We start from the raw sequence: 20,383 nt of genomic DNA, 5'->3' as shown, positions 1-20,383 counted from the left end.
TTGTTTTTTTCCAGAATGCCTATACTTACGGTTGCTAAACACTGTAAAGGAACTGGCATGAGCAACAATACTGAAACCGCGCTGCTGGCAGGCGGCTGCTTCTGGGGCATGCAGGACTTGATCCGCCGCTATCCGGGCGTGCTGGCCACCCGCGTGGGCTACTCGGGCGGCGACGTGCCGAACGCCACCTACCGCAACCACGGCAGCCACGCCGAAGCGATCGAGATCGTGTTCGACCCGGCCGTCATCAGCTACCGCAAGATCCTGGAATTCTTCTTCCAGATCCACGACCCCAGCACGCCCAACCGCCAGGGCAACGACGTGGGCGCCAGCTACCGCTCGGCCATTTTCTACACCAACGACGAGCAGAAGCGCGTGGCCGAGGACACCATCGCCGACGTGGACGCGTCCGGCCTGTGGCCCGGCAAAGTGGTGACCGAACTGGCCCCCGCCGGCCCCTTCTGGGAAGCCGAGCCTGAACACCAGGACTACCTGGAGCGCATCCCCAACGGCTACACCTGCCACTTCATCCGCCCCGACTGGAAACTGCCGGCGCGGACGTAACAGCTGGCGGCGGCGGTATGCCGGGCTACTGCTCCGGCATGCCGCGCAGGTGCTCGATATCGGCCACCGCGCTCTTCCAGGCCGCTTCGTCGCCCAGGGCGGCGAGCGTGTCCAGCGGCAACTCAATTTCCTTCAGCAGCTTGCCTTCCAGAGATATTTTGTAGCGCAGGCTGCTGTATTCGATGTTGTAGGATTTGCGCAGGCCTTGCTGCCTGACATAGCTTTCTTGTGACATGGCCATGATGATCTCCCAGAGTGAGACCTTCAGCTTAGCAAATTCGGGCGGATGGCGTCGCCACTCCGCGTGTCGGCCAAATCCGACAATACGCTGGGAAGTATGGCGTATGTGCAGCCGCGATTTCGGACTAGCATCGGTGAACTATCTGACAAAGGAGAATCCCATGCTTAACCGACTCATCACTATGGCCGCCGTGGCGGCGGGCGGCTACCTGGTAGCCAAGCAGCTCAAGAAGAACAAGGGCGCTGGCGGCGAATCGTCCGTGAAGGAAAGCATCACGGTCAACGTACCGGTCCGCACCGCGTACGACCAGTGGACCCAGTTTGAGGAATTCCCCACCTTCATGGACAGCGTGCACGAAGTGCGCCAGATGGGCGACAAACGCCTGCACTGGAAAGCGGATGTGCTGGGCAAGCCGGTCGAATGGGATGCGGAAATCACCGAACAGATCCCGGACCAGCGCATCGCATGGCGCAGCACCACCGGCAAACTCAACAACGGTATGGTGACCTTTGACTCCCTGTCCGAAAAACGCTGCCGCGTCACCCTTTCCATGTCGTACCAGCCTGAAGGCGTGCTCGAAACCATCGGCGACGCCATGGGCGCGGTGCGCCTTGAAGCGGCCGGCAACCTGAAACGCTTCAAGGAAATGATGGAAAAGCGCGGCGAGGAAACTGGCGCCTGGCGCGGCACCATCCAGGGCGAAGGAACGGCGCCGGCCACCCACTAAGGCAGCGGCCGGCTACGCATCCGCAAATTACGTCAAGGGCAGTTGCCGATGATGTAGTAGCCGGCCGAGGTTTGCGCCAGCGTGTTGGTGTAGAAGGTGTTGTTCAGCCCCATGTTCTGGTTCGAACCCTTGGCCAGCGCATAGCCGCCGCTGTTGATGGCCCGCCCCGCCGTCACGTGCGCGTAATTGCTGGACGTGGTGGCGGTGCACACATAGCCGGACCCGGTGGTGCTGGCGTTGACCGGCGTCGAGGCCGCGCCGGCCGCGCCGGCCGCATCCACCGCCTTCACCGTGTAGCTGTAGCTGGTGCCTGCGGCTAGGCCGGTGTCGGTATAGGCCAGCGCGGTGAGCAGGCTGGTGTTGGCCTGCGTGCCGCCACGGTAGACGTTGTAGCCGGCCGCGCCGGACACGCTGCTCCACGCCAGCGACACGCTGCTGGAGGTTACGCCCGTCACGTTCAGCCCTGCCGGCGCAGGCAGCGCACCGCCGCCGCTGCTTCCTGCCGCCACGCGGTCCACCATGCCCTTGATGGCCGCCATCTGGCGCCCGCTCTTCTTGGCATAGTTGGCGTCGTCATAGCCCCACCAGTCCCAGCAGCCGTTCGGATTGCCCGTGCTGCTGGGCGCAGTCTGCGGATACAGCATGATGATGTTATTGGTGTCGGCCCATTTGTTGTAGCCGGTGCTGCGGTAGTACTTGTCCTGGATCTTGGTGGGATCCTGCTGGCAGCCGTGCAGCACCACGTGCAGCTTGCACTGCTGGCCGCTGCCGCAATTGGCCGGCACATAGGCCCAGCCGCTGCTTGCCATGCCGTGCGAGGCGGGGCTGGCGATGAACTCGGCCTGGTTGTATTCCACGAAGCTGCCGCCCAGCGTGCCGGCGTTCTTCGCGCTTAGCGGGCCGTAGATCCATTTCAGGATCTCGCCGGCCAGGTCGAAGTTGCAGTTGTTGATGTAGGGACTGGCCTTGGTGCTGCAGCCGCTGCCGAAGTAGTCGGTCACCATGGCGTGTTCGGAGGCCAGGTTGTTCTTGTAGAAGATGTTGGCGCTGGCGATGTAGTTCTTGTAGTAGGTGTCCGCCTCGTTCATCACCAGCTGCTTGACGGTGCTGTCGATGGTGCCGGAATACAGGTAGACCTTGGAATTGGCCAGGTTGCTGGTGGGGTCGATCAGGCCCTGGCTGGCCCAGCTGTTGGTGGTGGACACCAGCGTGGCCGTGGCGGGCTTGCTGAACGAACTGGCGGCCATGCAGGGGCCGGTGGCCGTGCCGAGCGCGCCCTGCGCGCAGTAGTAAGGCCCGCCGGCCACGATGCCGGCGCCGGCCTTGAAGGTCGCGGAGAACGCCACGTGCAGTTGCGCGGCCATGAAACCGCCCGAGGACAGGCCGGATACCGAGGTCTTCTCCGGGTCGATGTTGTACGACGGCAGTGGCACCGGCGCGGCTTGAGCCGCCGCGCCCGTCACACCCAGGACAAACAAAACAATGCTGCGAATGCGGAAGCGTCCAGCGAAATTCGTCATTGCGAGTCTCCTTTATCGTTAGTCTCCGGGAGCATTGCCCCCGAAGGGAGAACCGATAGTAATAGGAAAAATTGCGAATTCGTTAGACATGGTAGACATGCTAGTAGTTCTACTGTTGCGCGCTCATCTCTTCCTCTTTGCTAGCTACTTTGCCCGCAGCTTCGAGCTGAGCTATGCGTATGCGCATCTGGCGCTCCTCGCTCCAGCGCTGGGTTTCGTCGCGCACCACGGCCACGATGGCGGTCACTTTGCGCGCCTCGTCGTACAGCATCGCCACCGTGAACGCGATCGACAGATTGCGGCCGTCGCGGTGCAAGGCGGGCACGCGCAGCACGTCGTTGCCGTAGCGCGTTTCGCCGGTGGCCATGGACTTGTTGTAGCCGTCCCAGTGGCGTTGCCGCTGGCGCTCGGGAATGATGATGTCCAGCGACTTGCCCAGCGCGTCCTCGCGCGTAAAGCCGAACATGCGCACCGCCGCGTCGTTCCATACGATGATGGCGCCGGCCGCGTCGCACACCACCACCGCATCGCCGATGCCCTCCACCAGCTGCTTGTAATCGATACTCTGCATTGCTGTCTCCCCAAATGAACGAGGGCGGATCAGGTCCGCCCTCTTGTTGGTCTAATGTGGCTTTACACTGCCTTGGCTTCGTGCAGCGCAGCGATTTCGCGCGAGCTGTAGCCCAGCGTTTCCAATACCTCGTTGGTGTGCTCGCCCAGCAGCGGCGAACCGGTGATCTCCACTTTCAGGTCCGAGAACTTGATCGGGCTGCCCACGGTCAGATACTTGCCGCGCTCCTTGTGGTCCACTTCGGCGATGGTGCCGCTGGCGCGCAGCGACTCGTCGTTGGCCAGCTCCTTCATCGTCATCACGGGCGCGCATGGAATGTCGAACTTGCGCAGGACGTTCACCGCTTCGAACTTGGTCTTGTCGGCCAGCCAGGCTTCGATGGTGGCGAAGATGTCGAAGATCTTGTCCTGGCGCGCCGAGGCGGTCATGTAGGCCGGATCTTCAATCCACTCCGGCTTGCCGATGGCGCGGCAGATCGGCGCCCAGGCGTGGCCCTGGATGGTGAAGTAGATGTACGCGTTCTTGTCGGTTTCCCAGCCCTTGCACTTGAGCACCCAGCCCGGCTGGCCGCCGCCGCCCGCGTTGCCGCCGCGCGGCACCACGTCAGTGAAGCTGCCGTGCGGGTACTGCGGATACTCTTCCAGGTAACCCACGCGGTCCAGGCGCTGCTGGTCGCGCAGCTTCACGCGGCACAGGTTCAGCACGCTGTCCTGCATCGACACGGCCACCTTCTGGCCCTTGCCGCCGTTGCGGTTGCGCGCGTGCAGCGCGGTGAGGATGCCGATGGCCAGGTGCATGCCGGTGTTGCTGTCGCCCAGCGCGGCGGCGCTCACGGTTGGCGGGCCGTCGTCGAAGCCGGTGGTGGAGGCGGCGCCGCCGGCGCATTGCGCCACGTTCTCATACACCTTCAAGTCTTCGTAATGGTGGCCGTCGCTGAAGCCTTTCACGGACGCCACGATCATGCCGGGATTCAGTTCCTTGATGTGCTCCCAGGTGAAGCCCATGCGGTCCAGCGCGCCGGGACCGAAGTTTTCCACCAGTACGTCCGACTGCTTGATCAGGCGCGTCAGCACTTCCTTGCCTTCGGCCGTCTTGGTGTCCAGCGTCAGCGACTTCTTATTGCTGTTCAACATGGTGAAGTACAGCGCATCCACGCCGGGAATGTCGCGCAGCTGCGAGCGGGTGACGTCGCCTGCGCCGGGGCGCTCGACCTTGATCACGTCGGCGCCATACCAGGCCAGCAGCTGGGTGCATGCAGGGCCGGCTTGCACGTGGGTGAAGTCGATGATCTTGATGCCTTCTAACGGTTTGGTCATGTTAAGTCTCCTGGTGTTGTTCGGGTTTATTTCTTGCCTGCGGTGCTGGGATTCAGGTTGGTGAGACGGCCGCTTTCGGTGCCGGCGGTTTCGTCGATGACGGCGTTGATCAGCGCCGGCTTGCCGGCCGCAATAGCCTCGGTGAGCGCCTTGGTCATTTCCTCCGGCGTGGTGACGTGGTAGCCGATGCCGCCGAACGCTTCGATCATCTTGTCGTAGCGGGCGTTCTTCACGAACACGGTGGGCGCCACGTCCTTGCCGCCGGTGGGGTTGACGTCGGTGCCGCGATACACGCCATTGTTGTTGAAGATGATGGTGGTGACCGGCAGCTCGTAGCGGCAAATGGTTTCCAGTTCCATGCCGGAGAAGCCGAAGGCGCTGTCGCCTTCAATCGCCACCACCGGCTTGCCGCTGGTGACCGCCGCGCCGATGGCGAAGCCCATGCCGATGCCCATGATGCCCCAGGTGCCCGAGTCGAAACGCTTGCGCGGCTCGTACATGTCGATGATGCTGCGCGCGAAGTCCAGCGTGTTGGCGCCTTCGTTCACCACGTTGATATCCGGCCGCGTCTTCAGCACGTCGCGGATGGAACGCAGCGCGCTGTGGAAGTTCATCGGCGACGGATTCTGCGCCAGCATGGCCGCCATCTTGGTCAGGTTCTTGTCCTTGCGCTCGGCGATGGAGCCGGTCCAGGCCGGGTCGGGCTGGCCGTGGCCGCCGCTGCGGATGCCGTCCAGCAGCGCCGACACGCAGGAACCGATGTCGCCGATGACCGGCGCGGCGATGGCCACGTTGCTGTCGATTTCAGTCGGCGAAATATCGATCTGGATGAACTGTTTCGGCGCGCCCCAGGTCTTGCCTTTGCCATGCGCCAGCAGCCAGTTCAGGCGCGCGCCGATCAGCACCACCACGTCCGCTTCGGCCAGCACATAAGAGCGCGCGGCGGAAGCCGACTGCGCGTGCGTGTCCGGCAGCAGGCCTTTGGCCATCGACATCGGCAGGTAGGGAATGCCGGATTCTTCAACGAAGGCGCGGATGTCCGCATCGGCCTGCGCGTAAGCGGCGCCTTTGCCCAGCAGGATCAGCGGCTTCTTGGCGCCCTTCAGCAGGTCCAGTGCGCGCTGCACCGAATCCGGCGCGGGGATCTGGCGCGGTGCGGCATCCACCACCTTCACCAGCGAGCGGCGGCCGTGTTCGGCGTCGATCACTTGCGCCAGCAGCTGCGCCGGCAAGTCCAGGTACACGCCGCCCGGGCGGCCCGACACGGCGGCGCGGATGGCGCGCGCCACGCCGATGCCGATGTCCTCTGCCTTGTTGATGCGGTACGACGCTTTGGCGTAAGGCTTGGCCGCGTTCAGCTGGTCCATCTCTTCGTAATCGCCCTGTTGCAGGTCGACGATTTCGCGTTCGCTGGAACCGCTGATCAGGATCATCGGGAAGCAGTTGGTGGTGGCGTTGGCCAGCGCGGTCAGGCCGTTCAGGAAGCCCGGCGCGGACACCGTCAGGCAGATGCCCGGCTTCTGCGTCATGTAGCCGGCGATGGCGGCGGCGTTGCCCGCGTGCTGCTCGTGGCGGAAGCCGATAAAGCGCATACCTTCAGCCTGCGCAAGGCGCGCCAGGTCGGTGATGGGGATGCCCACCAGGCCGAAGATGGTGTCGATGTCGTTGTGTTTGAGCGCATCCACTACCAGGTGGAAGCCATCGGTCGTTTCGGCTGACTGCGTGCTGTTGGTCGTCATGAGTGTCTCTTATATTTGGTTTAACAAAGGTGTTGAAGCCATCATAGCGAGGCCCTTTGTTTTCTCTCATTGACCGCGGTCAAGATTCAAAGGAAGATGTCCAACATTTCCAGATCAGTAATCGATACAGGTCATGACGCTGCTAGCCAATCACCCCGAACGCAACATCCTGCGCGTGCAACTGCGCCAGAACATCGTGCTGAAAGAACTGCGCGAAAGCGAAATGGCGGCCCTGGAGCCGTACCTCACGGTCGTCGATTACAACAAGGGCGACCTGCTGCTGAACCAGGGCGTGCACGAGATGGAGCAGTACTTCATCCTGGACGGCATCCTGAAGCGCGTGGTCACCAACCAGGAAGCCAAGGAAATGATTCTGCGCTTTGCCGCCGAGCGCGACATCGAAACCAGCTACGCGGCCTGGCGCCTGAAAACGCCCACGCCGTACAGCATCGTGTGCGTGACCAAGGCGCGCGTGGCCAAGCTGGCCATGCCGCAGTGGGTGGCCTTCCTGGAAAGCCATTCCCAGCTCAAGCAGAGCTTCGAATATGAGGTGATGCATTTGATGAGCGAGATCATGGGCCACACCATCACCCTGCATCTGCTGGACGCGCCGGGCCGCGTGCACCGTTTTGTGCGCAAGCACAGCGAGATGTTCGAGCGCTTGCCGAAGAAACAACTGGCCGCCTACCTGAATCTGTCGCCGGAAACACTCAGCCGGCTGAAAAACCAGGGCAAAATTTAAGCCGCCTCGCCACGCTGTTGCGCCGCAGCGCAGCAAAAACTTGACCGCGGTCAAGAATCCTGAAAACAGATTTATCAGGATTTGCTGGGTTTTTCATAGGCAATATTCATCGAAGTGATACCTGTTATGCGCCGCCTCAATTGGCGGCGGGGTATCGTGCTGCCTATACTCATTTCATACCCAACGCGGTTCAACGAATCCCAACTCTAAAGGAAATAAAGTCATGACCACCATCACCAACAAGCAAACCCATACTGAAGCTCCTGCCCAGCCTTTCAGCCTGATGTTCATTATCGAAACCATCTTCGGCGTGCATCTGCGCGAACAGCTGGACGCCAACACCGGCGGCGACAAGAGCGACGCCAAGTACACCTGGGGCATGTAACTCGAATGCAGGTGAATAAAGCAAAACGGACGTCCTTGTGGAACGTCCGTTTTTTTTATCAGGCCGCCATTTTTTGTAGCCTGAGCTGCCCTCTCTCCTCGGTCATGGTCCGTTCCAGCAATTTGACCAGCGCATAGACCGCGTCAATATGAGGTGTGGCGGTATCGGTAAACCGCCCCAGTTCAACCACCGAGCCGACCAGAGCGTCGATTTCCGGCCCGCGCCCCGCCTCGACATCCATCAGCATCGACGTCTTGTGCCGCCCTACTTTCTCGGCGCCCGCAATCCGCTTGTCCAGCGTGACGCGGAACGTGACGCCCAGCTTGTTGGCCACCGCTTCCGCTTCCTTCATCATGTCCGCCGCCAGCGAGCGCGCCACCGGATACTGGCAAATGCCCTCCAGCGTGGCGTGGCACAAGGCGCTGATCGGGTTGAAGGTGAGGTTGCCCCACAACTTCAGCCAGATCTCCGAGCGGATATCGTCCAGCACCGGCGCCTTGAAACCGGCCCTGGTGAAGCACTCCGAGATGGCCTGCACGCGCGGGCTGTGCGAACCATCCAGCTCGCCCAGCGGGAAACGCTCGCCCTCCACGTGCCGCACCACGCCCGGCGCCACCAGCTCCGACGCCGGGTAAACCACGCACCCGATCACGCGCGACGGTGGAATGCGCGCCGCCAGGGTGCCGTCCGGGTCCACGCTCTGCACCGTGCGCCCTTCCAGGTGCCCGCCGTGCTGATGGAAGTACCAGTACGGTATGCCGTTCTGCATGGTGACCACGCAAGTGTCCGGCCCGAACAGCAGCGGCAACTGGTCCGCCACCGCCGCCACCTGGTGCGCCTTCAGCGCCAGCACCACCACGTCCTGCGGCCCTGCCTCGGCGTAGTCGTCGGTGGCCGCCACGTTGGTGGCCACCTGCTCCGTGCCGTCATGCGCGATCAGCTTGATGCCCTTGTTACGTATCGCCAGCAGATTGGCGCCCCTCACCAGAAACGTCACCTGCTCGCCTGCCAGGGCCAGCCTGGCCCCCACTAATCCTCCTATTGCTCCCGCCCCTACGATGGCGATTTTCATTTTCAGCTCCTTGGTTTTTACTCAAAACGGTTGCTGAGCTTTCCAATGCCGTCGATCTCCACCTCAACGATGCTGCCCGGCCGCATCGAACCGACGCCGACCGAGGTGCCGCATAACAGGATGTCGCCCGGATCCAGCGTCATGTCTTTTGAAATCCGGCTCACCAGCTGGGCGGCGGAAAAGACCATGTCGTTGATCGGGTAGTCCTGGCGCACTTCGCTGTTCAGGATGGTCCGCACCACCAGCATGGCGGGGTCCAGGCCGGTGGCGATCACCGGCCCGAAGGGGCAGAAGGTGTCGAAACCCTTGGCCCGCACCCATTGCGGAAACGTCGGATCGCGCTTGATGATGTCGTTGACGGTGACATCATTGGCACAGGTGTAGCCGAATATATGGTCCGGGGCGTCGGCCTCGGACACGTTGAAGCAGGTCTTGCCGATAACGATACCCAGCTCGCCCTCGAAGGCCACCTTGTCGTCGCACAGCGGCTTGCGGATGGTGCCTCCCGGCGCCAGGTAAGAGTTCGGCGTTTTCAGCAGGTACAGCGGTTCCGGCGGCGGCTCGATGCCGAGCTTGCGGCCCAGCGCGTGGAAGTTGTTCCACATCGCCAGCACCTTGCCGGGTACAACAGGCATCAGCAGCTTTACTTCGGACAGATGCAGCGTGAAATCGGTGGGCGACGGAGCATCGAACATGTCGCCCTGGTAGATACGGATTTTGTCGCCTTCAACGGTACCGAAACGCACCGTGTCGAAATGTTGAAAGCGCAGCCAGCGTTTGATCATGTTGTTCTCGCTTGTGGTATCGCATGCTGATGGCGCCCGCCCTGCTTGCGGCAGGCGCCATCGGAGTCGCTTAGTTGGCCAACCGCGCGGCAGCGGCCAGGGACTTGTCATCCGCCTCGGAGACCGGCGTCACAGCCGTATCCATGAAGCGCTTGCGCATCGGACGCAGCACCCACCAGGCCATGAAGGCGGCTACCGCGTTCAGGCCGCAGCCCACGAAGAACACCGCTTCCCAGCTGCCGGTGGCGGCGGTAAGGACGCTCGACAGCGGCACGAAGATCGAAGCCGTACCCTTGGCCGTGTACAGCAGACCGGCATTGCCCGCCGCGTTCTTGGTGCCAAAGGTGTCCGCCGCAGTGGCCGGGAACAAGCTGTAGATCTCACCCCAAGCGAAGAACACCAGGCCGGTAAGGATGACGAACATGATCGGATCGCGGCCCCAGTAGTACAGCGCCAGGATACCCACCGATTCCAGCGCAAAGGCGATGAACATCGTCTTCTCGCGGCCGATCTGGTCCGACACCCAGCCGAAGAACGGCCGCGTCAAACCGTTCAGCACCCGGTCGATGGCCAGTGCGAAGGTCAGCGCCGGCAGTACCATACCCATGATGTTGAAGCTCACCCCATCGATCTTGAAGTCCTTCGCGATTGGGCCCATTTGCGCAGTGGCCATCAGGCCGCCGGCAGCCACCAGCACGAACATGGTGTACATGACCCAGAACACCGGCTTGCGGATGATCTGCGACGGGCCGAAGTCCGCTTTGGACTGCTGCACCTTGGTCTGCTTCTGGATCTTGTTCGGCACGTGGGCCGGTGGACGAACCATCAGCAATGCCAGCAACATCACGATGGCGCCCTGGCCGATACCGAAGGTCAGGAAGGTCGCTTCGTAGCCGCTTTTAGCGATCATCATCGAGATCGGTATGATCGTGGCCGCTGACCCGGCCCCGAAGCCCGCCGCAGTCAAACCGGCCGCGAGGCCCCTCCGATCCGGGAACCATTTCAGGGCCGAACCCACGCAAGTGCCGTACACCGCGCCGGCGCCGATACCGCTGATGGCTGCGGCGATGTACAGCATGGTCAGCGAGTCCGCGTAGGAGTTCATGATCCAGCCCAGCGCGCACAGCAAGCCGCCGAACAGCACCACGGGACGTGGTCCCCACTTGTCGACCGCCCAGCCTTCAACGGGCACCAGCCAGGTCTCGGTCAGGATAAAGATGGTAAAGGCAACCTGGATGGCAGCCTTGCTCCAGCCGTACTTGTCGGCGATAGGATTTACAAACAGGGTCCAACCGTACTGCAGGTTGGCGATCATGGCCATACAGATGATGCCCATGATAAGTTGCAGCCAGCGGTACGAAGGAGGCCTGATCACCGGCGCAGTGTCATCGTCATGCTTCATTTCGTTATCTCCATATAATTATTTAGTTTGGACCGTGTCTGTTTGACCGTTGTCACGAGACGATTGTGGAAGAAGCAAAAACCGATATCCTTGACCGCGGTTAAGATTCGACATTCTTTCATTTTTTTCAAGCAAAAAATAGCAACGTTACACAGCCGTCAGAAACCAACTTCGCCGTGCTGAAGGCTGTTCTGGACAGCGTGCTGCGCGCTTTGGCGCTCGCCCATACGCTCGCCCCGGGAGCCCGCGCCCGCAGCGCCGCAACCCGCGCCGGCCGTCTCAAGGCAGCGCGCCATCACCTTCTGGATCGCGTTCACCAGGAATTCCGCGTCATACACCTTGAGCATGTGCGGATGGTGGTTCTCCACGTAGCGGCGCAGGTGCGAGCGCTGGCTCTCCACGCCCATCTGGCCGGCGTAATCGCCGCTGCCCCAGAACCAGCGCAAACCCAGTTCGGCAAAGGCCGCGTTGTAAGCCTGGCGCTGCGCATCGGCCAGGTCGGACGTATCGATCTGCATCATGGTCTGCTCCCCTTCTGTTGGAATAATGTCGGTTGACTAAGACATCGTAGGGGCTGACAATGATTAGGAATAGTTAAAGGTTTTTGGCATATCCATTCACGATACTGAATACATGGACCAACGATGAAGCACGCCACGCTGCGCCAGCTGAAAGTGTTTGAAGCGGTGGCGCGCCACCTGAGTTTTTCGCGTGCCGCCGCCGAACTGCACCTGACGCAGCCTGCCGTCTCCACCCAGATCAAAACGCTGGAAGGCCACGCCGGCCTGGTGCTGTTCGAGCAGCTGGGGAAGAAGGTGTACCTGACGCCGGGCGGCGCCGAGCTGCTGTACCACAGCCGCGCCATCATCCAGCAGTTCCAGGAAGCCGAGGACGCGCTCACGCAGTTTCGCGGCATCGCCGGCGGCAAGCTCAATGTGGCGGTGATCAGCGCGGGCGACTACTTCTTCCCGCGCCTGATGGTGGAATTCGCCCGCCGCCATCCCGGCGTGAAGCTCAACCTCACGGTGCACAACCGCGCCGAGCTGCTGGAGCGGCTCTCCAGCAACCAGACCGACCTGGCCGTGATGGTGCGCCCGCCGCAACAGGCCGACGCCGCGCACGCCGCCTTTGCGCCCCACCCTTACGTGATCGTGGCGCCGCCGCAGCACCCGCTGGCGGGCAAGCGGCGTATTGCGGTCGAGCGGATCGTGCAGGAGCCGTTCGTGGTCCGCGAGCGCGGGTCGGATACGTGGAATTCAATGGAGGACGGCTTCGGCGAGCACTTGGAGCGGCTAAACGTGGCGATGGAGATCCGCAGCACCGAGACCATCAAGCAGGCGGTCATCGCCGGCATGGGCGTGGCGTTTTTGTCAGCGCACACCATCAGCCAGGAGCTGAAGGCGGGCAGCCTGGTGGTGCTGGATGTGGCGGGGTTTCCGGTGATGCTGAATTGGTACGTGGTGCACCGTAAAAACAAACGCCTGCCGCCGGTGGCGCAGGCGTTCAAGGACTTCCTGCTGAGCGACGGCGCGGCATTGATCGAGCAGTATCTGGCGCCGAACTAGGGAAGTGCTGATTTATTCGGGTTTTCGGCCGAAAGCAGCACGTAAACCATTGATCTGTAAGAGCTCTAAATTTCAGAAAACAAATAAATCAGCGGTTCCCTAGGGAGACGCTGATTTATTCGTCCGCGCCATCGCCAACCTCGATCCGAACCTGAGACAATACAGCACCGATCACTGCTGCCCAACCCACCATGCAACTAAGCTTTTCTGACCTCGAATACGCCGCCAAGAAGAAGCTCACGCGGCGTGACCGGTTTCTCGCTGAGATCGATCAGGTTACGCCTTGGGGCAAGCTGCACAAGCTGATCGAACCGTTTTATCCGAAGGCCGCAGGCGCTGGGCGGCCGCCGATTGGCTTGGCCCGTATGCTGCGCATGTATGTGGCCCAGCAATGCTTTGGGCTGTCCGACGAAGGTATTGAGGACGCGATCTACGACAGCCAGGCAATCCGTGGTTTCGTGGGCATCGACCTGAACCGCGAGTCGGCGCCGGACGCGACGACATTGCTCAAGTTCCGTCGGCTGCTTGAAACGAACGGCCTGACACGCCAGATCTTCGACACCATCAATGGCCACTTGGCCGAGAAGGGTTTGATGATGCGCGAAGGAACCATCGTCGATGCCACTTTGATCGCCGCGCCGCCATCCACCAAGAACAAGGACAAGCAGCGCGATCCGGAAATGCACCAGTCCAAGAAGGGCAACGACTGGCACTTCGGGATGAAGGCGCATATCGGCGTGGACGCCTCATCTGGCTTGGTGCACACCGTGATCGGCACGGCCGGCAACGTGGCCGACGTCACGCAAGCACACGCGCTGCTGCACGGCGACGAGATCGCTGCGCTGGGCGATGCCGGCTACCAGGGCGTTGAAAAGCGAGAAGAGAATCAGGGCAAATCGGTGACTTGGTTTGTCGCCATGAAGCGCGCTGCACGAAAGGCTCTTCCAAACAATAAGCTTGGACGCCAGCGCGAAAAGCTGGAAGTGCTCAAGGCCAGCGTGCGGGCGAAAGTCGAGCATCCGTTTCATGTGTTGAAGAACCTCTTCCGTCATCGCAAGACGCGGTATCGGGGCTTGGCCAAGAACACCGCCCAGTTGTTTTCGCTGTTTGCCTTTGCCAACCTGGTACTCGCTGGCCGCCGCTTTAAGTTACCCAACGCCCGAACTCCGTCTCGAGCGTAGCAGTAGGCAAGTTCGCGGGCGAATTCGCCGCTTTTTATGCACTTCTGTGAGTTTTCGTGACCACATTGGGACGCTGAACACGGCCGTTACCGCCGAAAAACTCAATTGATCAGCGTCTCCCTAGGTCTCACTACTTTGCAGGCACGAATAACGCTACGAACTGGAGTAAAAATCCGAATGCGATTAAACCGAGACCAATTCGTGACAATATGGAATACCGACGCATCAAGGGGGTGATCTCTGTCTCAACGTAGGCACCGCTATTCATGACAGCGATTGATGGCATTCCATAAAAAAATACCAATATTGTTCCACCGAAGCTAAGTACTAGGGCGACAACGTTTAAATGCACCTGCATAAATGATTCCTTGTACCGGCTTCCGGCCAGCTGACGGGCGCTACGCTGCGCAAATTTTCTAACTCCGTTGAGCCGCTTCCGCACGCACAACGAGCAACGCAGCAAGCCTCCGTCGTCGTGGTGTTCGGTGTCTTTTTTCAGCGTCCGCAATAGCGTTTGAATGCCATATTGTTCCTTAGAGCTCCGGCGCCGGCCAGTTTGCGTGCAACGCCAGGACGCGATTTCCCTATCTATGCTTTGCTTTGATCAAAAGCTCCCGCAACTCGGGAAGATCACTATCACTTAGCAGCTCAGCATCCGCTAGCCCGCTCAACCAGCCATGTGCGAACAAGAATTGAATCTCGCATTGCGTTGCGTTAGCTTCATTCCGCTTAGCGTTCAGCAACTCCACCCATTTCATGCAAGTTTTGGAGTCGGTAACAACTCTTCGGCTGTTCGATCGTCGAAATTTTGCATACTTTCCTTTAAGCGTTCAATACATGCGTAGATGCGAGCGAATGGTGCGGTTGGGAGTGACCTGCATAGTCCCACTTGGACTGATTAAACTTTTAGTATTGAATTTCCAAGCAATGCTGTCAAGCAAAAGCATCGCCGGCGGGAAGCTGAATGTGGCCATCGTCAGCGCAAGCGACTACTTCTTCCCGCACCTGATAGTGGAATTCGCCCGCCGCCATCCGTGCGTAAAGCTCAACCTCGCGATGCACAACCGCGCCGGCCTGCTGGGGCGGCTCTCCAGCAACCGGACCGACCTGGCCGTGGTGGTGCGCCCACCGCCCCAGGCCAACGCCGCGCACGCCGCCTTTGCGCCACACCTTTACGTGATCGCGTCACCCGCTGGAGGGCAAGCGGCGCATACCGGTCGAACGCATCGTTCAGGCACAGTTCGTGGTCCGCGAGCGCGGGTCGAATACATGGAATTCAATGGAAGACGGCTTGGCGCTCACCTGGAGCAGTTGAACGTGGCGATGGAGATCCACAGCACCGACACCATCATGCAGGCGGTCATCGCAGGCATGGTCGCGGCTTTCCTATCGGCGCATACCATCAGTCAGGAGCTGAAGGCGTGCAGCTTGGTGGTGCTGGATGGCGGGGTTTCGGTGATGTCGGATTGGTACGTGGCGCACCCGTCAATATGAAGCGAGACAGAACTGCGGTAGTCTTGCAGATCTATGCATCGTCCTCACACCCCTCACTTTAGACATTGCAGGAAAATCCACAGCGGGTTGAAGTGGACAGCAACGTAAGCGATGAGAACGTGGCCACCCCGTTCTCCCGCCCAAAACAGTCATCGACGCTACGCAAAGTGACGGCTCAGTGGCATCAGTCGAACGTCTCAAGACATGTGCCTCTTGCAAGCAGAACGTCACTTTCCAAGCTGGCAGGAATGAGGCCGAACTATTTTTCTACGTCTTGAATCCCTCCCAATCACTTTAGCTCTAGCTAAATTGGCGAAAGCCCGTCATTACATCCATGGCAGATCTTTCGTGTGATTGATAAATCTGCTCAGCCATCACCGATTCAAGTGCCTTTGTGGCCACATATGACACATTGACAAAATTATATTTTTCATATGATCACCGCTTTTATCCGTTCAACTAGCCTCCCTTTGTGCGATGTCCAGCAGTACCACTATAGACGTGTAGCGATGCTACGGGCTCCTCGGTAATCCCCCCATTTTTAGTGCGCGCTAAAAGTAGAGGTTATTGGGCAAGCGCCGACTTCTGTTTTGGCGTAATGCCTCCAAGGGCCATGTTGGGGCGCTCGTGATTGTACGTCCACATCCAATCCGTCGCAAAATCCTGCACATCGGTCAAGCTGACGAACGCGTGGTGGGCCAGCCAGTCGTAGCGCACGGTCCGGTTATAGCGCTCCACGTAGGCGTTTTGCTGCGGCTGTCCGGGCTGGATAAATTCAATCGTGATGCCACGCTCCCTGGCCCAGTCTGTGGTGACTGTGCTGATGTACTCGGGGCCGTTATCGCACCGTATCGTTCTTGGTTTGCCGCGCCATTCGATGACCTGATCCAAGGCTCGAACCACGCGCGCCGACTGCAGTGAAAAATCCACTTCAATCACTAGCGCCTCCCGGTTGAAGTCGTCGATCACGTTGAACAACCGGATGCTGCGCCCATCGGCCAGTTGGTCATGAATGAAATCCATCGACCAGACGTCATTGATCTGTGCCGGCACTGCCAGCGGCACCGGGCGCTCGCGCACCAGACGCTGACGCGGCTTGATGGGTAAGTTGAGCTCCAAGGCCCGATAGATACGGTACACGCGCTTGTGGTTCCACGCGAAGCCTTTGACGTTGCGCAAATACAGGTAACACAAGCCGAAGCCCCAGTTGCGCTGGTTGTGCGTCAACCTGACGAGCCAGTCCGCTATCTCCTCGTTTTCCGCCGATAATTTGGGCCGGTAACTGTAGCATGTCTGGCTAATACCGAAGGCCAGGCAAGCCACACGCACGCTCATGCCGCGCTCAGCGACTGCCCGTTGCGCCATCTCGCGACGGCGTGACGGGCTTACCACTTTTTTAAGATGGCCTCGGCGACGACTTCAGCCTTGAGCTTTTCCTCGACGTACATCTTCTTCAGGCGCCGGTTTTCTTCTTCCAGCTCCTTCATGCGCGCCATCAGCGAGGCGTCCATGCCGCCATACTTGGCTCGCCACTTGTAGAACGTGGCTGCGCTCATGCCGTGCTCGCGGCATAACTCCGGCACCGGCGTGCCGCTCTCGGCTTGCTTGATGATGGCCATGATCTGGCTGTCGGTAAAACGGGATTTCTTCATGTAGAACCTTCCAATTGCTTAGTAGAAAATTCTACTTCTAAACGCGCTTCTTTTCAGGGGGGATTACCCCTCAAGTTCACTAGTGGAGACGGTCCGCATACTGCACAGGAAGCTGCTTCCAGCCTTCGACCTACCCGGCATAGCGGAATCTCAAACACAGCAGTGCATGGTCATCTTGGGTAAGTGTTACGGCCTCGCTCATAGCGACTCTCTAAGGCTCAATAATTTCCCACCAACAAAATTTCCAAGCTATAATTTGCAGTAGCCCATCAGAAACAGGGATTCTTCAACATGACAGAGCGTGTCAAATTAGGAAGGCAGAAGTTGGTATGGAACAATTAATTATTTGGATCAAAGACCATTTGCTTGAGTTGGCCATTCCCACATCTCTGATCATTGGCTTCGCCTACATTCGCATTCGAAGCATTCAGACAAAGATTCGCAAAAATAATAATAACCAGGTCGCTGGAAGAGACGTCAAGAATGTCGCTGTCCGTGGAAATAAAAACAAAGTGAACATTGAATAATTTTCACTATTGAGGAGTATTTTTAATAATTTTAAAAAAATATTAAAAAAGTGTTTAATTTTTTGCAATCAATATTTGGCATGAGAAATAGAAATACCCAGTCTGCTGGGCATTCGATTTCAAACGTCGAAGTTAATGGCAATGGAAATAACATATTTATAAACTCGCCGGGCCTTGGTGATGAGTTGCAAATGATTTCCGCAACACGGAAATATAGAATCCTTTTATGCATTCCTTCTTCGGCAAAGAAAAGACATAAATGGATTGAATTTTCAAGAAAATTATCAACGGCCTTGGTGGATAAAGGTTTTGAAATTATTGAAGCGGGCCACCTAATACCTCGGGAGAAAGAAGAGTTTATTTATCTCGCGGAACAACGCCAGCTACAAGACAAAAGCTGTCAAGCGTTGCTGGTCTTAGCATGTGATGCTACCACTTTAAGCCAACTAACGCACTTAACTAGTGTAGCTTTAGGAAAAGACAAGATCAGAAAAGAAATTGTTGTGATTCAAGATGACAAACTGATCAATGGCGAAAAATACTTTGAAGAAGGTGCCTTAAAAGCAATCCATTCAATGGGGAGAATTATAGAAACCTCTGGCAAAGCGCCCTCACTCGATCTAGTAGATGAAATTGTAAGTATTTTTACAACATTCCGATACGTTGTCCGCTAGCGATCCACAAACAAATTCATTTCCACAAGATGAGTCACACACGAATAAATGAATCAATTCTTCTTTGGGCAATCGGTGTAATTCAACCCGGTTCCCCAACTGAAGCAATTGATGTTATCGAAAAAGCGACCAAGTCAAAGCTTCCTCCGGGGGCGGCCGAGGGCATTGCCCTCCAATGCGAGCACTATGTCGGGAGAGGCTTACTCCGCTTAGTTCATAAGAAAAAGAACTGGTACACGTTGACTCATCTCGGCGATATCAGCATCCCTAAAGTACTTAGGCGCCGTCGTGACCGAATCCGATTGTTCTTGCTAAAAAATAGTTGGCGGTCTAGAATTGCTGACGTAGGCGTACCAGTCATGCAGAAGTCGGTCGATGTTTCGTCGACCATGCAAATCAGTGGTGAGTACATACAAGAGGTTCCGCGGCCAACGAAAAGTTGTAACCGCGGCGAGCGCGGTCACGAACGTTTTCGATGGCCGCGGATCTATGAGCAGATGATAGGATCTGGTTCTGCTATCGGTACGCCTACCCTTCCAGTTACGCCAAGTCCATTTACTTTCTATACTTTCTCTGGTCAGCATCGTGGAGACGCCGAAAATCCATATCCAATAAATGCTCAAGAATTATCTTTGGCAATTGGAATTAGTGCTAGGCTGATCACTTCCATTGGAAAAGTGCCTGAAAAGCATTATCGTCGCTTTCAAATACCGAAAGCGAATGGGACAAAAAGAGACATAGCATCACCTAAGTTATTCCTAAAAGTGATACAGTATTGGATAAAGGACTATCTTCTATTTCGACTTCCGGTGCACTCAAGCTGCTACTCATTTGTAAAGAACACATCCATCAAAGACAATGCTAGACCGCATACAAAAATGGCATACGTTGCCACGATTGATATCGAAGACTATTTTGGATCCATAAAAATAACCTCCGTTCAGTCGCTTCTGAAAAGAACTGGCTTCACTGGTGCTCTTTCAAGAATAATATCAAGGCTTGTAACCTTAGACGATTCACTACCACAAGGCGCGCCCACCAGCCCTATTATATCAAATTCATTTTTATTTAGGTTTGATGAGGTTTTTTCCAGATGGTGCGAATCGCACAATTGTACTTATACAAGATATGCAGATGATATAACCATTAGCGGAATGGAGAAGACACTAGTCTTGCAATGCGTCGGGAGATCTGAGATATTGCTTAATCGCTACGGACTAAAACTCAACTCGAAAAAGACACGCATTCAAAGTCAGGGATCGCGACAAACTGTAACTGGCCTAACAGTTAACGAATTGGCACAGCCATCTCGTGAGCAACGACGGCTAGTTCGTGCAATGCTTCATAGCTATCAAATCGGAAGATTAATTGACCCAGAAGAGATTCAAAGACTCCGGGGATGGGTTAGTTATTTTCGGTCTTTTGAGCATCTTAAAGAAAAGTTCAAGATGCCAACTTGACATAATATCACCCTGAGATGATGATTACGCCATGGCAGATCAGGTCATCGGAAAAATGAAAATCCCCGTAGCCAATTTTAAGGACAAAGGGAGCGTGTATGGCGTATACGTTCCTGATTTCAAAAGGGTGCTACTCATGGGGTGAGACCATGACGACGCCCTGAAAAATGCGAAGGAAGCAATCTACAGTCACGTTGAGTTGCTGAACGAATTCGGTGAACAAATAGAAATCACTCATTCCAAGATCCAAGTGCTGTCTATGGATAAAGACTACGCGGGCGCGGTCTGGGTCTTCGTCAACATCGAATAGGAAAGCGATATCTGACTCAAAGCGACTTCCTTTTCCAAGGCTGCGCTTACATAAGCGTGGCACCGCCTCCGCATTCATTGGCGGGCCAGCGCCACCTTCACGGCAAACAACCAGAGACCTGCATGCTCCCGCCCAACGTCAAATTATTAGGCAATGAAGAAGCCCGGAGGTACGCTAAATCGCTCTGCAAGAGCTTTGATTTGACGAATATTCAAATCACGTTTGCCGTTCAAAATCTCGGACACAACTCCCTGAGTACCAACCTCCGCAAGATCGGATTGGCTTAGGCCATGTTGCTCCATCAGGAGGCGCAAAACGTCAATTGGAGAGACTAGGGAGGTGCTGATTTATTAGTCATCGTCGTCGCCGACCTCGATCCGAACCTGAGACAATACTGTACCGATCACTACTGCACAGCCGACCATGCAACGAAGCTTTTCTGACCTTGAGTACGCC

At 57.7% G+C, this 20,383-nt stretch carries 21 protein-coding genes; 10 read left to right on the top strand and 11 right to left on the bottom strand.

Annotated features, from left to right (window positions below):
- The first annotated feature begins 57 nt into the window (after positions 1 to 57).
- Complete coding sequence (msrA, locus tag AC56DV_RS00340) at positions 58 to 564, top strand: peptide-methionine (S)-S-oxide reductase MsrA (RefSeq protein ID WP_496312329.1); 507 nt, start codon at positions 58 to 60, stop codon at positions 562 to 564.
- Between the two features lie 25 nt (positions 565 to 589).
- On the opposite strand, the gene AC56DV_RS00335 is transcribed toward msrA, so the two are convergent.
- Complete coding sequence (locus AC56DV_RS00335) at positions 590 to 805, bottom strand: hypothetical protein (RefSeq protein ID WP_496312328.1); 216 nt, start codon at positions 803 to 805, stop codon at positions 590 to 592.
- Positions 806 to 965: 160 nt separating this feature from the next.
- On the opposite strand from AC56DV_RS00335, the gene AC56DV_RS00330 reads away from it, so the two are divergent.
- Positions 966 to 1,532 carry an SRPBCC family protein gene (locus AC56DV_RS00330; protein WP_496312327.1) on the top strand — a complete coding sequence of 189 codons (567 nt, stop codon included), beginning with the start codon at positions 966 to 968 and terminating at the stop codon, positions 1,530 to 1,532.
- Between the two features lie 32 nt (positions 1,533 to 1,564).
- Here the strand turns inward: AC56DV_RS00330 and AC56DV_RS00325 are convergent, their stop codons facing one another.
- The 4 genes from AC56DV_RS00325 to oxc all read right to left on the bottom strand — a co-directional run bounded on the left by AC56DV_RS00325 (position 1,565) and on the right by oxc (position 6,678).
- Positions 1,565 to 3,052, bottom strand: coding sequence for an extracellular catalytic domain type 2 short-chain-length polyhydroxyalkanoate depolymerase (locus AC56DV_RS00325; protein ID WP_496312326.1), 1,488 nt, complete (start codon positions 3,050 to 3,052; stop codon positions 1,565 to 1,567).
- Between the two features lie 109 nt (positions 3,053 to 3,161).
- Entirely contained in the window at positions 3,162 to 3,623 is a 462-nt protein-coding gene (locus tag AC56DV_RS00320) for a PAS domain S-box protein (RefSeq protein ID WP_496312325.1), read from the bottom strand.
- A gap of 62 nt (positions 3,624 to 3,685) precedes the next feature.
- Entirely contained in the window at positions 3,686 to 4,939 is a 1,254-nt protein-coding gene (gene frc / locus AC56DV_RS00315; RefSeq protein WP_496312324.1) for a formyl-CoA transferase, read from the bottom strand.
- A gap of 26 nt (positions 4,940 to 4,965) precedes the next feature.
- Positions 4,966 to 6,678: an oxalyl-CoA decarboxylase gene (oxc, locus tag AC56DV_RS00310; RefSeq protein WP_496312323.1), complete on the bottom strand. Its 1,713-nt coding sequence runs from the start codon at positions 6,676 to 6,678 to the stop codon at positions 4,966 to 4,968.
- A 133-nt stretch (positions 6,679 to 6,811) separates the two neighbouring features.
- On the opposite strand from oxc, the gene AC56DV_RS00305 reads away from it, so the two are divergent.
- Both AC56DV_RS00305 and AC56DV_RS00300 read left to right on the top strand, forming a co-directional pair.
- A complete protein-coding gene (locus AC56DV_RS00305) occupies positions 6,812 to 7,420 on the top strand; it encodes a Crp/Fnr family transcriptional regulator (protein ID WP_057155445.1) in 609 nt (202 codons plus the stop codon).
- Positions 7,421 to 7,643: 223 nt separating this feature from the next.
- The gene (locus AC56DV_RS00300) at positions 7,644 to 7,805 is read left to right on the top strand and encodes a hypothetical protein (RefSeq protein ID WP_496312322.1); all 162 of its coding nucleotides are present in this window, start codon (positions 7,644 to 7,646) and stop codon (positions 7,803 to 7,805) included.
- Positions 7,806 to 7,863: 58 nt separating this feature from the next.
- On the opposite strand, the gene AC56DV_RS00295 is transcribed toward AC56DV_RS00300, so the two are convergent.
- From AC56DV_RS00295 to AC56DV_RS00280, 4 genes are all read right to left on the bottom strand, one after another.
- Positions 7,864 to 8,877 carry a 2-dehydropantoate 2-reductase gene (locus tag AC56DV_RS00295; protein ID WP_496312321.1) on the bottom strand — a complete coding sequence of 338 codons (1,014 nt, stop codon included), beginning with the start codon at positions 8,875 to 8,877 and terminating at the stop codon, positions 7,864 to 7,866.
- Positions 8,878 to 8,894: 17 nt separating this feature from the next.
- The gene (locus tag AC56DV_RS00290; RefSeq protein ID WP_496312320.1) at positions 8,895 to 9,662 is read right to left on the bottom strand and encodes a fumarylacetoacetate hydrolase family protein; all 768 of its coding nucleotides are present in this window, start codon (positions 9,660 to 9,662) and stop codon (positions 8,895 to 8,897) included.
- Positions 9,663 to 9,732: 70 nt separating this feature from the next.
- A complete protein-coding gene (gene oxlT, locus AC56DV_RS00285) occupies positions 9,733 to 11,064 on the bottom strand; it encodes an oxalate/formate MFS antiporter (protein ID WP_496312319.1) in 1,332 nt (443 codons plus the stop codon).
- A gap of 158 nt (positions 11,065 to 11,222) precedes the next feature.
- Positions 11,223 to 11,585: an HAD family hydrolase gene (locus AC56DV_RS00280; RefSeq protein ID WP_496312318.1), complete on the bottom strand. Its 363-nt coding sequence runs from the start codon at positions 11,583 to 11,585 to the stop codon at positions 11,223 to 11,225.
- A 123-nt stretch (positions 11,586 to 11,708) separates the two neighbouring features.
- Here AC56DV_RS00280 and AC56DV_RS00275 point away from each other — a divergent pair, with 123 nt between their 5' ends.
- The 3 genes from AC56DV_RS00275 to AC56DV_RS00265 all read left to right on the top strand — a co-directional run bounded on the left by AC56DV_RS00275 (position 11,709) and on the right by AC56DV_RS00265 (position 15,304).
- A complete protein-coding gene (locus AC56DV_RS00275) occupies positions 11,709 to 12,629 on the top strand; it encodes a LysR family transcriptional regulator (RefSeq protein ID WP_496312317.1) in 921 nt (306 codons plus the stop codon).
- 191 nt (positions 12,630 to 12,820) lie between these two features.
- Entirely contained in the window at positions 12,821 to 13,810 is a 990-nt protein-coding gene (locus tag AC56DV_RS00270; RefSeq protein WP_496312316.1) for an IS5 family transposase, read from the top strand.
- A gap of 912 nt (positions 13,811 to 14,722) precedes the next feature.
- Positions 14,723 to 15,304 carry a LysR substrate-binding domain-containing protein gene (locus tag AC56DV_RS00265; protein ID WP_496312315.1) on the top strand — a complete coding sequence of 194 codons (582 nt, stop codon included), beginning with the start codon at positions 14,723 to 14,725 and terminating at the stop codon, positions 15,302 to 15,304.
- A 564-nt stretch (positions 15,305 to 15,868) separates the two neighbouring features.
- On the opposite strand, the gene AC56DV_RS00260 is transcribed toward AC56DV_RS00265, so the two are convergent.
- Positions 15,869 to 16,956 (bottom strand): IS3 family transposase gene (locus AC56DV_RS00260; protein WP_496312314.1). Its coding sequence is split into 2 segments (ribosomal slippage): positions 15,869 to 16,704 and positions 16,704 to 16,956, totalling 1,089 coding nucleotides; the frame shifts between segments, so codons are not numbered across the junction.
- A gap of 607 nt (positions 16,957 to 17,563) precedes the next feature.
- On the opposite strand from AC56DV_RS00260, the gene AC56DV_RS00255 reads away from it, so the two are divergent.
- The 3 genes from AC56DV_RS00255 (at position 17,564) to AC56DV_RS00245 (ending at position 19,927) form a co-directional block, all read left to right on the top strand.
- Complete coding sequence (locus tag AC56DV_RS00255; protein WP_496312313.1) at positions 17,564 to 18,157, top strand: hypothetical protein; 594 nt, start codon at positions 17,564 to 17,566, stop codon at positions 18,155 to 18,157.
- A gap of 359 nt (positions 18,158 to 18,516) precedes the next feature.
- Complete coding sequence (locus AC56DV_RS00250; RefSeq protein ID WP_496312312.1) at positions 18,517 to 19,617, top strand: retron St85 family RNA-directed DNA polymerase; 1,101 nt, start codon at positions 18,517 to 18,519, stop codon at positions 19,615 to 19,617.
- A gap of 160 nt (positions 19,618 to 19,777) precedes the next feature.
- Entirely contained in the window at positions 19,778 to 19,927 is a 150-nt protein-coding gene (locus AC56DV_RS00245) for a type II toxin-antitoxin system HicB family antitoxin (RefSeq protein ID WP_496312364.1), read from the top strand.
- Positions 19,928 to 20,073: 146 nt separating this feature from the next.
- Here AC56DV_RS00245 and AC56DV_RS00240 read toward each other — a convergent pair whose 3' ends face one another.
- Positions 20,074 to 20,229 carry a helix-turn-helix domain-containing protein gene (locus tag AC56DV_RS00240; protein WP_496312311.1) on the bottom strand — a complete coding sequence of 52 codons (156 nt, stop codon included), beginning with the start codon at positions 20,227 to 20,229 and terminating at the stop codon, positions 20,074 to 20,076.
- Positions 20,230 to 20,383 lie beyond the last annotated feature (154 nt).

This window comes from Massilia sp. BGA-UO-ETr-WB1, assembly GCF_059567845.1.
Note: the sequence above shows the minus strand (reverse complement) of the source record. Positions and strands in the feature narration are given on the sequence as shown.